Consider the following 12520-nt stretch of genomic DNA (forward strand, 5'->3'; position numbering starts at 1 on the left):
GTCCTTTCGAGCTCGTCGGCGCCCGTGACCTCGATCCCGAGACTCCCGGTGAGATTCCCGGGACGCACGGGTGCCCCTCGGCGCAGGTGCGCCGAGCGACGCGACGGCCGGTCAAGCTGGGAGCATGATGACGGATCTCGTGGTGGTGGGAGCAGGCTTCTTCGGCCTGACGGTGGCGGAGCGCCTCGCGACGCAGCGCGGGCTCAAGGTCCTCGTGATCGACCGCAGGTCGCACATCGGGGGGAACGCGTACAGCGCGACCGAGCCCGAAACCGGCATCGAGGTGCACCAGTACGGGGCACACCTCTTCCACACCTCGAACGAGCGGGTGTGGGAGTACGTCAACCGGTTCACGCGGTTCACGTCGTACGTGCACCGCGTCTACAGCACGCACCGCGGCGAGGTCTATCCCCTGCCGATCAACCTCGGCACCATCAACCAGTTCTTCCGCAGCGCCCTGGGTCCTGACGCGGCGCGCGCCCTGATCCGCGAGCAGGCGGCCGAGCTCGGCGGGAGGACCCCGCAGAACCTGGACGAGCAGGGCGTGAGCCTCATCGGCCGCCCGCTCTACGAGGCGTTCGTCCGCGACTACACGGCCAAGCAGTGGCAGACGGACCCTCGGGACCTGCCCGCGTCGATCATCTCCCGCCTGCCGGTCCGGTACACGTACGACAACCGCTACTTCGCCGACACCCACGAGGGCCTTCCCGTCGACGGGTACACGGCGTGGCTCGAGCGCATGGCCGACCACCCGAACATCACCGTGCAGCTCGACACCGACTTCTTCGACGCCGCGCAGCCCGTGCACAAGAACGCGGTCGTCGGCCACGTCCCGGTCGTGTACACCGGGCCGGTGGACCGCTACTTCGACCACGCCGAGGGCGCGCTCTCGTGGCGGACGCTCGACTTCGAGCAGGAGGTCCTGCCCGTGGGCGACTTCCAGGGCACCTCGGTCATGAACTACCCGGACGCCGACGTGCCCTACACCCGGATCCACGAGTTCCGGCACTTCCACCCGGAGCGCGACTACCCGAGCGACAAGACCGTCATCATGCGCGAGTTCTCCCGCTTCGCCGAGCGCACCGACGAGCCCTACTACCCGGTCAGCACCGCCGTCGACCGCGAGCGGCTCACGGCCTACCGCCGCCTCGCGGAGGGCGAACCCGAGGTCTTCTTCGGCGGCCGCCTGGGCACCTACCAGTACCTCGACATGCACATGGCGATCGGGTCGGCGCTCTCGATGGTCGACAACCGCCTCGACCCGCTGTTCTCCTGACCCCGGCCAGGCGTCCGGGGCACGTCAGGCGGCCGGAGCACGTCAGGCGGCCGGAGCACGCCAGGCCGCCGGGGCACGTCAGGCGACGGGCTGCTCGTCGCGCTCCTTGAGGGCCTGGGCCACGGCCTCGGCGACCTTGCGCTCGTCGCTCGCGCGCCGCCGTCGGGCAGCGCGACGCCACAGCACGACCGCCGCGACCAGGAGGACGACCAGGGCGAGAGCCGCCCACGGCACCGCGAGCGTCGAGGCCGTCGCGGTCGCGGGGGCGACGACCGGGGCCTTCGCGTCGGCCGCGCCGATCGCCGTGACGACCTCGGCGGACACCGCCACGGACGCGGAGAGGCGGCCGAGCGGCCACACGCCGTCGACCGTCACGGTCCGCGTGACGGACGTCCCGGGGAGCAGCTCGGGGAGCGCGACCCGGGGTGCGCTCTGCGCCCCGACGCCCCACGGGCCCGCGACCCGCACGCTCTGGCCGGGGGCGAGGCGCGTGTTGCCGTCGTTCGTGACGGTGAACGTCACGGTCGCGTCGCCCGCCGCGAAGGGGTTGAGCGTGCCGTCGTAGGTGACCGACACGTCGTCGACCACGACGGCCGGGACCAGGTCGCCCGCGACGCGCAGGTGCATGCGCGAGCCCAGGCGACGGTCGACGCTCACGCCCTCGGCGTTCTCGACCAGCAGCGAGGACACGACGCCCGCCGCGTAGTCTCCCGGCGTCGCGTCGGCCGGGACGGTCAGGGTGAACGGCACGACCACGCTGTCGCCACCGTCGACCGTGACCTCCTCGCCCGCGAACGACACCCACGCGCCGAGCGCGGAGGACTCCTCGCCCGCGGGCAGCAGGTCGAGCTCGCCCGCCTCGGTCATGAACCCGTCGGCCGCGTAGACGCGGAACGTCAGGGGGCCCTGCGTGTAGTTGGAGACGATGATCCCGTCGTCCAGGCTCGCGCCGGGCTCGAGGGCGTAGGCGTAGTTGGGACGCTCCGTGCCGTGCACGGTGTCGGCGGGTCGCACGCCCCACGTGACCGGGGACGCGGCGGGCGGGGCAGGATCCTCCGGCCCGACGGCGGCGCTCACCCCCTGCGGCTGTGCTCCGGTCTGCGCGCTGCCGGTCTGGAGTGCCGACGCGCCAGGGGCGACGAGCGAGGCGAGCAGGCCCACGACCAGCGTCACCGCAAGGACCGCGAGGAGCCACAGCGCATGGCTGTGCCCGTTCTCCCGCTGGTGCGCCCGGGCGTTGGCCCGTGCACGGTCGGCCGACCGCCGGTCGTGCGTGGTGCGTCCGACGGCGGGCGCGGAGTCGCGAGAGGCTCCGAAGGAGAGGGGCTGGATCGCCATGGTCGTGCCTGCTTTCGTGGTTCCGGCCGAGGTGGCCGGGTCGTTCGCCCCGTCCGGCGGCTGTCCGGGCCGTTCGGACGGGCTGTCGAGCGGTGGTGCCGGCCGGCCTGTGGAGGAACGGGCCGGCCGGCACCACGGTCACGGCGTGACTAGCTGAGCGCGGTCAGCGTCATCGTCGCGTTGTAGGTCCCCTCGTTCACCGAGAGCGGGAGCTTGAGGTCGAGCTCCGCCCCGATGACCGCGGAGCCGCGGGCGTGCCCGGCCTCCGCGCTGCCCAGGGTGCGGGCGACGGACAGGCCGTCACCCTCGACGAAGCCCGACGCGACGGGCGCACCCGCGACCGCTCCGCCGTCGTTCTCCAGGAGCTCGGGCGTCCACCCGAGGTACTTGCCGGACACCGTCTCGCCGCCCGCGACGAAGTCGCTCACCTGTGCGGAGACCGACCACGCCGGGGCGTTGATGCGGGTGTCCGTGACCCGGACCGGGACGAGGTCGCCCGAGGCCGCGAAGTGGTCGCCCTGCTCCTCGGCCACGCCCAGGTCGACGAGGCCCGTCGAGCCCTCGAGGCTCCACGTGAGCTCGCCCGGACGGGGCTCGGGGATCACGACCGCGACCGACTGGTCGCCCGCGGCGAGAGCCCCGGGGGCCGTGCCGGTGAGGTCGCCCTCGACCGAGCCCGCGGTGTTGCCCGGACCGAAGTTCGCCGCCGGGGTGTTGTCCGCGAGGCGCACGGCCCCGTGGACCGTGGTGCCCGCGACCTGGAGGTTCGCGGTGTTGCCCGTCAGGACCAGGTCGCCACCCACCGTGTTGCCCCACTGGTCGGCGGTGCCGTCGGCCTTCGCACCGACCAGCGCGTCGCGCGAGGTGCCCGTCACGGACAGGCTGCCCCCGACGACCGCACCCCCGACGCTCACGCCGAAGTCGCTGTCGCCGAGCGTCGCGTCGCCGCCCACGCTCGTGCGCAGCAGGTCGACGTAGGTCGCGGCCTGCGTCGTGAGGTTGCCGGTGATCTTCGTGTCCGAGATCTCGACGTCCACCCCGCCGGTCGCGACGCTGCCACCCACGCGCAGGTCGTACAGGTAGAGGAACCCGGCGCGCGAGCCAGCGGTGTACGAGCTGATGTCGCCGCCCACGCTCGCGCCGTCGATCAGGACGCCGTACGCGTCGGTCGCCACGACGTCGCCCTCGATGACGGCCTCGGTCGCGTCGAGCCACGCGTCGTCACCGACCGTGATCGAGCCCTGGACCGTCGTGCCGCCCAGGACGCAGGTCGCCCCCGCGGGGACCACCAGGTCGCCCGCGACGACCGTGTCGTCGAGCTCGGTCGTGCAGTTCGTGACCGCGGCGTGCGCCGACGGCGCGGCGACCGCGAGCAGCGCGAACGCTGCGGCAGCGGCTGCTGAAACCTTCCACTTCATGTCGATTCTCCTGTGATCTCGGTGGGTCAGCCGCGAAGGCCGTAGATGGAGGTGTAGCTGCGTCGTGCGTTGCCCAGCGAGTTCAAGGGGTTCGGCGGCTCGGCGACCGAGCTCGCGTTGTCCTGCTCGTACAGGCCGTAGTGCTGGCCGCGCGTGCGGAGCTGCGAGAGGAAGGACTGGTAGTCGATGTTGCCGGCGCCGAACTCGATGATGTCGTAGCCGTTGGCGCTGCTCGGGTTGGCCTTGCCGTCCTTGAGGTGCAGCATCGGGAAGCGCCGCGGGTCGCGCTTGATGTACTCGATGGGCTCGAACCCGGGGTACTTGAACTGCCCGACGTGCGCCCAGTAGACGTCCATCTCGAAGTAGACGAGCGACGGGTCGAACTCGTCCCACAGCAGGTCGTACACGCGACGGTTCGGGTCGTCGGACGTGAAGCGGAACTCGCCGTCGTGGTTGTGCGCGTAGAGCTTGAGGCCCGCCGCCTTGGCCTTCTCCCCCATGGCGTTCCACGTCTGCGCCGCGGTCGTCCACGCCGCGACCGTGTTGGTGCCGTTGATCGGGCCGCCCTGGCCGAGGTGCGGCATGCCGAGGATCAGCGCCTTCTCGATCTCGGCGTCGATGTTGTTCGGGTTGAGGTTGACGTGCGACCCCACGGCCCGCAGGCCGTTGTCGTCGAGGAGCTGGCGGATCTGCGCGGGGGTGATCGCGCCGATCTGGCCCTGCGTGTAGCCGGCGAACTCGACCTCGGAGTAGCCGATGTCGGCGAGCTCCTCGAACACGGCCCGGAAACCGAGCGAGCTGACCTTGTCGCGGATCGTGAAGAGCTGGATGCCGATGCGGTTGACCGGCACCAGGCGGTTGCGTCCGCTGCTGGGGGCCGCGGCCACGCCGCCGAGGGCGGACGCCGCCGTCGGGCCCAGGGCCGCGCCGACACCCACGGCGACCGTCGAGGCCGCGAGAGCCTTGAGCAGGTTCCGCCGGCTCATCGGCCGAGCCGGGATGGACTCGTGGTAGTGCTCGTGTGAACTCATGTCTCTCCTTCGAGGTGAGGTTCGGTGGCCCGGGGCGCGAGCCCCGGGCCACCACGTGCCTAGTTGCGGACGGTGAGGTTGAGCGACGTCGCGCTCTTGGTGACGCCGGTCGAGCCCTGGTAGGCGATCTCGACCTTGTAGGTGCCCACCTCGGGGAGCTTCGGGAGCGTCACGACGACGTGGCCCTCGGCGTCGAGCGTCCCGGTGCGGGTCGCGACCGTGGCGTTGTTGCGCTTGACCGTGACCGTGACGTCGCCCGTGGCGACGACACCCGTCGAGCTCTCGACCGAGATGTTCGCCTTGGCGGCGATCGAGGGCTTGACCGGGTTGGGCGAGATCGAGCCCGTGACGGTCGACGAGGCCGCGGCCACCGTGAGGCGCACGGTCGACAAGGACTTCTTGAAGACCTGGTCGGCCTGGTAGCTCGCCTTGAGGGTGTGCGTCCCGACGGCGAGCGACGGGTCGAGCGCGATCGTCGCGACGCCCTCGACGAGGGTCCCGCGACCGACCTCGGTGTCGCCCGAGGTGAGGACGACGTCGCCCGTGGGCGTCCCGCCCTCGCCCGTGACGGTGACCGTGGCCTCGCCCGGAGCCCCGTACGAGACGCGGGCCGAGGACACGGCGACCTTGGTGACCGACGAGACCGTGGGCTCGTTCGGTGCCGCGAGGTCGATCGTGAAGGAGACCGACCCGACCGTCGAGACGTTGCCGCCCGTGTCGGTCGCGCGGTACTGGAGGGTGCGCGCGCCGTTGGTCGTGAAGCTGACCCCGTAGGCGCCGTTCGCGGCGGCCACGTTCGTCCAGGACTGACCGTTGTTGGTCGAGTACTGCACGCTCGCGAGCGCGCCGTCGTCCTTGACGTCGAGGTTCATGCGCACGGCCTTGTTGTAGACGCCGCCCACGCCGGTGGGCGCTGCCGGGTCGAGCGAGTGCGTGATCGTCGGTGCCTTGACGTCGCCCACGCCCACGCCCTGGAAGTCGAACGAGTCGACGGCCAGCTCGTTGGTCGAGGTCACGAAGAGCGTTCCCGAACCCTGCGGGGCGTTCGTGAACGGCACCGTGACCTCCTTCCAGCCCGCGCCGGCGGGGATCTGTGCCGTGGCGAACGGTGCGGCGTCGGCCGCACCCCAGCGGAGCTGGAGCTGCCCGCCGCCGTTGGCGACGACCTTGACGCCCGTGATCCCGGCGAAGTTCACCGGGCTGTAGGACAGGTGGTCACCGGTGCCGAGGCCACGGATCGCCTGACCGGCCCCTGCGGTCTCGTCCTCGTAGGCCACGACGCCCGTGCTCTTGGCGTGCTCGGCCTGCTGGACGAACGGGTTGAGCTGGACGGTCGCCTCGCCAGGAGCGGCAGGCAGGCCGTTGTGCCCGTTGTCGGTGTAGGACACGACGACGGCGCCGTAGATGTGCGCGCCCTCACCGTGCTGCGGCGAGTCGGGCGACGTCTTCCACGCCCCCGTGCAGCCCGTGCCCGAGACCTCGGGGTGGGCGTGCTCGTCGTGGCCCAGACCGTAGGTCCACGCCACGCGGCTGCACACGGTCGCGGTGCCGTCCTCGGCGTCGTTCGTCGAGACCTTGAACGGCACGGCCTGACCCCAGCTGAAGAACGAGCCGTTCCCGGGGTAGTCGACCGTGACCGTCGGAGCCTGGTTGCCGACCGAGATGACCTTGGAGGTCAGCGTGAACTTGCCCTTGGCGTCGGTCACGCGCAGGCGGGCGTTGTACTGGCCGAGGGCCGTGTAGGTGTGGTTCGCCGTGACGCCCGTGGCGTCGAACGAGCCGTTGCCGTCGAAGTCCCACTGGTAGGTGAGGGCGTCGCCGTCGGGGTCGCTCGAGGTGCCCGCGTCGAAGGCCACCGCGAGCGGGGCCTCCGAGGAGGAGGTCGGGTTGGCGGTGAACCGGGCCTGCGGGGCCTTGTTCCCCTCGGCGTAGGACACCTTGTAGAGGCCGGCGTCCGGGTTGGCGCGGAAGAAGCCGTCGCCGTAGTCGAGCACGTAGAGCGAGCCGTCGGGCCCGAACTCCATGTCGATCATGTTGTCGTTGAGCGGCTGCGCGTTCTTCGCGAGCTGCGCGTTGGGCGTGAAGTCCTCGATGTGCGTGACCTCGTAGGAGTCCCAGTCGACCGTGAAGGCCGCCAGGTAGTCCTGCGAGAACTCACCGAAGAACGCCTTGTTGTCCCAGTACTCCGGGAGCTTGGACGTCGAGGGGTTCTCGGCGTCGTAGTGGTAGACGGGGGCTCCCATGGGCGCCTGGCCGCTGCCTGCCCCGAAGTTCACGAGCTCGTCCCACGGCTGGTCGCCGGGGCGGTCGCCGTAGTAGAGCGTCGCCGCACGGGCCGGTGGCAGGTCGACCAGGCCCGTGTTCCAGCGCGAGTTGTTCTTGAGCGCGGCCGGGTCGAAGAACGCCCCGGGCGTGCTCGTCGCGAAGTTCCACTCGTTGTAGGCCGCGTTGGGCCCGTGCACGTAGGGCCAGCCCGCGTTGTGCGGGTCGTCGAGGCTCACGGTGTTCCACTCGACGTAGCCCATGGGGCCACGGTTCGGGTCGGCGTTGGCCGCGTCCGGTCCGTAGTCCCCCCACGAGAGGCTGTTCGTCTCGGGGTCGACGTCGATGCGGAACGGGTTGCGGACACCCATGACGAAGATCTCCGGCCGCGTCTTCTCGGTACCGACCGGGAAGAGGTTCCCCTCGGGGATCGTGTAGGTGCCGTCCGCCTGGACCGTGATGCGCAGGATCTTGCCGCGCAGGTCGTTGGTGTTGCCGGCGCCGCGACGCGAGTCCAGACCGGGGTTCATCCCGGGAGCGTCGTTGTTGGGGGCGAAGCCGTTGGCTCCGGGCGCGCTGGCCGGGGTGTTGTCACCGGTCGACAGGTAGAGGTTGCCGTCGCCGTCCCAGTCGATGTCGGCGCCGACGTGGCAGCACTGACCACGCTGGACCTCGACGTCGAGGATCTTCTGCTCGGAGGCCAGGTCGAGCCCGGTGCCGGTCCACTGGAAACGGGAGAGGCGGTTGACGCCCTTCCACTGGTCCCAGTAGGTCGCGTCGGCGCCGGCGGGCAGCGTGTTGGGCGCCGAGCCCGTCGGGGTCCCGCTGATCGGGGCGTAGACGAGGTAGACCCAGTTGTTCTCGGCGAAGTTCGGGTCGACCGCGATGCCCTGCAGGCCGTCCTCGGAGTTCGCGTACACGGGGATCTTGTTGGTGATCGCGGTGACGCCGGTCTGGGGGTCCGTGAGCCGGACGTCGCCGTTGCGTGCGGTGTGCAGGATCTTGCCGTCGGGCAGGATCGCGAGGTCGATCGGCTCGCCGACGTCCTTGGTCAGCAGGATCTTCTCGTAGTTGGACCAGTCGAGCGCGGCCTCTGCACCGGGCTCGCTGCCGTGGTCGACGCCGTCGTGCGCGATGGCCGGGGCCGTCGCGGCCGCGAGGCCGGTCAGGGCCAGGACGCCCGCGAGGGAGGCGGCCACCACCCTTGATCTCACGGTCCTTCGTTCAGGAATAGACTTCACAGTGATGCAGCTCCTCATCGGGGTTCATCGCCGGACCGGGCCACCGCTCGCTGCTGCAACAGCGAGATCGCGGGTGGCTCGGTCTTTGTCTCGTGGGGCGGCGCCCTGGGCTCCTCTGCCCTCGCCGCTGCTGTCGTCCTCCCCTCGCCGTCGAGTGGTGGTGCCCCGTCGAGCGGGCTGCACCGGCTGAGCACCGGGGTCTCCCCCGGCGGGACGAGCGTCTCCCACCGGAGGCAAGACACTCGGTATGTCATGGTTCAGGGTGGATCTGCCTGCGAGAACGGCGGTCTTCCTCGACCACCTGGTAGGAATCTAGGGCGACTTCTATCGCCTGTCAATCAAAAGTTGAAACCTGGCGCTCACTAGTAGGGCACAGATGCCGATCACGCGCGCGGGGGGGACAGCGCGGCTCGCCCCCGGCCGGAGCGCGGGACGGTCCGGCCAAGGGCCTCCTCGGGTGCGCAGCTCGGGTCACCCCGCACCCCCGCAGCACCACCCGGGGTGCGCTCCCGGCGTCGGCGCGACGCTCCTCAGCCCTCGGCCGTGGCCAGCCCCGACCGATACGCGAGCACCACGAGCTGAGCCCGGTCCCGCGCCCCGAGCTTGGCCATCGCACGGTTCACGTGCGTCTTGGCCGTGAGCGACGTGACGTGCAGGCGTGCGGAGATGTCGTCGTTGCTCAGCCCCTGGGCGACCAGCAGGACCACCTCGCGCTCCCGTTCGGTCAGCGAGCTGAACGCGTCGCCGTCGACGCTCGGCCGCGGCTCGGTCGACACCGCCCGGGCGACCAGGCTGCGCATCGCGGTCGGCGAGAGCAGCGACTCCCCCGCCGCGACGGTCCGCACCGCGTCGACGAGCACCTGGGGCCGGACCCCCTTGCCGAGGAAGCCGGCAGCCCCGGCACGCAACGCGCCCATCACGTGCTCGTCGTCCTCGAAGGTCGTCAGCACGAGGACGTGCACGTCCGCGAGCGCCGGGTCGCCCGCGATCTGCGCGGTCGCGGAGATCCCGTCGGTGCCGGGCATCCGCAGGTCCATGACGACGACGTCGGGCCGCAGCTCCCTGGCCAGGTCGACGGCTCGCGCACCGTCGGCCGCCTCGCCGACGACCTCGAGGTCGTCGTTCACGTCGAGCAACGCGGCGAGGCCCGCGCGGATCAGCTCCTGGTCGTCGACGACGAGGACGCGGACGGTCACGGTGCCTCCAGGGCGACGGGGTCGGCAGGGCCGTCCGTGGGCTCGCCGCCTCGTGGCCGACCAGCCCCTGCCGAGCCGGCGCGAGGCGCGCCGTCGTCGGGCACGGGAAGGGAGACCCGGACGAACCAGGTGCGGTCTCGCGAGCCCACCTCGGCCGTGCCGCCCGCCGCTGCCACCCGCTCGCGGAGACCGACGAGCCCCAGGCCGCTGCCCCGGGCGCCGGACGCACCCCGCGCGTCACGGGCCGGGAGCGGGTTGACCACCTCGACCTCGATCGATCCCGGGCCGTGGACCATGCGCAGGTCGGCCTGGCCGCTCCCGTACCGGTGCGCGTTGGTCAGCGCCTCCTGGACGACGCGGTAGACCGTGAGGTCGACGACCGGGGACAGGCGACGCGGGGTGCCGGAGGTGCGCTCGACGACCTCGAGCCCGGTCGCCCGCACCTCGCCGAGAAGCTCGGGGAGCCGCCCGATCCCGGGTGCGGGGCTCGCGCCTCCCGCGGCGGCCTCGTCCGGCTCGCGCAGGAGGTGCAGCAGCGTCGACATCTCGGTCAGGACCCGCTCCCCCGCGTCGCGCACGTGCCCGATCGCCTCTCGGGCAGCGTCCGGACGCTTGTCGAACAGGGCCTCGGCGGCCCCCGCCTGGACGCTGATGACGGCCGCGTGGTGCGCGACGACGTCGTGCAGCTCGCGGGCGATCCGCAACCTCTCCTGGGTGACCCGCCGGGCTGCCTCTGCCTCGCGCGACTCCTCGGCGCGGGCAGCGCGGTCCCGGGCCGCCGCCACGACCGCGCGCTGGGAACTGATCGCCAGGCCCAGCGTCGCGGCCAGGAGGAGCAGGACGACGACGAGCACGACGTACGTGCTCGTCAGGTCCATCCCGTCGACGAGGACCAGCACCGCCGGGTACGCGACGACCGTGACCGCCGTCGCCGTCGCGGCCTCGACGTGCCGGGCGTACGCCGCGACCGAGTAGATCGCGACGAGGCCCGGACCGAGCGCGAGCGCGGACTCGGCGTCGAACGCCGCGGAGACGACCGTAGCCGTCAGCACGAGACCGGCGGCGAGCAGGGGTCTCGTCCGGCGCCACACGAGCCCCGTGCACGCGACGACCAGCGCGACGACCGATGCGACCGTGCTCGGGTTCGTCTCGGGCGCCACGACCAGGGGCGTCGCGAAGGCCAGGAGGACGACGACGGCCCCGACGGCGTCGCGGACCAGGACCGGAAGAGCGCGCCAACGCCCCCACGCACCCGTCCGTCGCCCGGTGCGGAGGGACGAACCGGGGGGCTCGGGGGCGGGGCGGTCCGTCGTCACTCCTCGACGATACCGGCGGACGCACGGGGAGCCGGGCGCCCCTCAGCGCCGGGTGGCGCGCACGGCCCCCTTCCTCCCGTACCGCGGCTGCGGTACACCGACCCCGAGAGATCGACAGCGGGACGGACGCGGTGGAGCCCTCGCCGCGCGAGGCTCGAGTCATGAGCTCCAGAGCACCCGCCCCCGGCGGCCCCCGTCCACGTCCCGGTCTCGCCACGGGTCACACCGACGGGCGTCGGCGTGTCGCGCCGCTCGGAGGCTCGACGACGGAACCTAGTGATTGGCTGAAGTCATGATGCTCAACATCCTCGGAGCGGTCCTGCTGATCGTCGGCTTCTACGCCGCATGGCGCCTCGCCCCGCAGCGCTCCGACGCCCCCGCCGCGGGCTGGTTCCCCGACCCCGCCTCCAAGTCCCCGCGCAGCCGCCTCTGGGACGGCCAGGCCTGGACGGCACGGGTCGCGGACGGCGCCGAGCAGGCGAACCGCGGCCACCACTTCCGGGGCCGGTTCTGGGGCCGGTGGGTCTGGATCCTCGCCGCCGCGCTGGTCGTGCTCGGGATCGGGGTCGCCACCTACCAGGCGACCGAGAACGTGCACGTCATGGCAGTGACGAGCTTCCTGGCGATGGCCCTCGTGTGCTGGGCGTTCTACGGGTTCGTCGATCGTCAGCTCGCGCTGCGCGACGTGATCGGGCTCCGCCAGGTCGCGGCCGTCGCGGTCGCCTCGGCCGGCGCCACGTTCCTCGTCGCCCTGAACCTCAACGACCTCACCGGTTCGATCGGCGGCATCTCGCTCGCGACGGCCCTCGTCGGGTTCACCGAGGAGACCGCCAAGCTGCTCGTCCCGATCGCGCTGTTCCTGCTCGGCACCTACCGCAACCCCCGCGCGGGTGTCGCGATCGGGCTCGCGGCCGGGTTCGGCTTCGCGATCGCGGAGACCACGTTGTACGCCTATCAGATGGCGGCCGCATCGGGCCCGGCGTTCTGCGGCGGCGAGACCCCCGCCGTCACCACCGGGTCGGTGATCGCCGCCCAGGTCGCCCGCATCTTCGGCGTCTCGCCGTTCCACTGGCTCTTCACCGGCATCGCGGTCGCGATCGCGTGGCGCGCCTGGCACCTGTACGGCCGCAAGGGGATGCCGGCCGCTGTCGGCGGGATCCTGCTCGTCATGGTCGTCCACTCGCTCAACGACACCAGCGCGACCCTGGGATGCGGCGAGCCCACGGTCCAGTCGCTCCTGGCCATGGTCCGGTACGTCCTGGTGATCGTCATGTACCTGGTCTTCAAGGCGTGGACGCGCAAGCACACACCGCCGCAGATGATCGGCTCGGTCAGCACGGGCTGGACCCCGAAGCACCTCGGCGAGCAGAAGGTCTCGGGCGGCGAGGCTCCCGCTCAGGGCGCCCCCGCCCGCGAGCCCGTCGACGGCTGAGCCCTCCGAG

Annotated in this window: 8 protein-coding genes; 2 read left to right on the top strand and 6 right to left on the bottom strand. The window is 71.8% G+C overall.

All coding sequences use genetic code 11. From position 1 onward, the window contains the following. The first annotated feature begins 124 nt into the window (after positions 1-124). On the top strand, positions 125-1276 hold the full coding sequence (gene glf / locus JOD49_RS10955) for a UDP-galactopyranose mutase (RefSeq protein ID WP_205307220.1): 1152 nt from the start codon (positions 125-127) through the stop codon (positions 1274-1276). Positions 1277-1354: 78 nt separating this feature from the next. Here glf and JOD49_RS10960 read toward each other — a convergent pair whose 3' ends face one another. The 6 genes from JOD49_RS10960 to JOD49_RS10985 form a co-directional block, all read right to left on the bottom strand. Continuing rightward, positions 1355-2614 carry a DUF916 domain-containing protein gene (locus JOD49_RS10960; protein ID WP_205307221.1) on the bottom strand — a complete coding sequence of 420 codons (1260 nt, stop codon included), beginning with the start codon at positions 2612-2614 and terminating at the stop codon, positions 1355-1357. A 149-nt stretch (positions 2615-2763) separates the two neighbouring features. After that, on the bottom strand, positions 2764-4032 hold the full coding sequence (locus tag JOD49_RS10965; protein WP_205307222.1) for a hypothetical protein: 1269 nt from the start codon (positions 4030-4032) through the stop codon (positions 2764-2766). 26 nt (positions 4033-4058) lie between these two features. After that, entirely contained in the window at positions 4059-5063 is a 1005-nt protein-coding gene (locus JOD49_RS10970; RefSeq protein WP_239525194.1) for a TIM barrel protein, read from the bottom strand. Positions 5064-5122: 59 nt separating this feature from the next. Next, complete coding sequence (locus JOD49_RS10975; RefSeq protein ID WP_307822497.1) at positions 5123-8539, bottom strand: PQQ-dependent sugar dehydrogenase; 3417 nt, start codon at positions 8537-8539, stop codon at positions 5123-5125. A gap of 557 nt (positions 8540-9096) precedes the next feature. Next, positions 9097-9762, bottom strand: a complete 666-nt coding sequence (locus tag JOD49_RS10980; protein ID WP_205307224.1) for a response regulator transcription factor — start codon at positions 9760-9762, stop codon at positions 9097-9099. Continuing rightward, on the bottom strand, positions 9759-11078 hold the full coding sequence (locus tag JOD49_RS10985; protein WP_205307225.1) for a sensor histidine kinase: 1320 nt from the start codon (positions 11076-11078) through the stop codon (positions 9759-9761). The genes JOD49_RS10980 and JOD49_RS10985 overlap by 4 nt, the downstream gene beginning before the upstream one ends. A gap of 292 nt (positions 11079-11370) precedes the next feature. On the opposite strand from JOD49_RS10985, the gene JOD49_RS10990 reads away from it, so the two are divergent. After that, positions 11371-12510: a PrsW family glutamic-type intramembrane protease gene (locus tag JOD49_RS10990; RefSeq protein WP_205307226.1), complete on the top strand. Its 1140-nt coding sequence runs from the start codon at positions 11371-11373 to the stop codon at positions 12508-12510. The last annotated feature ends 10 nt before the right edge of the window (positions 12511-12520 follow it).

This window comes from Oerskovia jenensis (genome assembly GCF_016907235.1).
GTDB lineage: Bacteria > Actinomycetota > Actinomycetes > Actinomycetales > Cellulomonadaceae > Oerskovia > Oerskovia jenensis.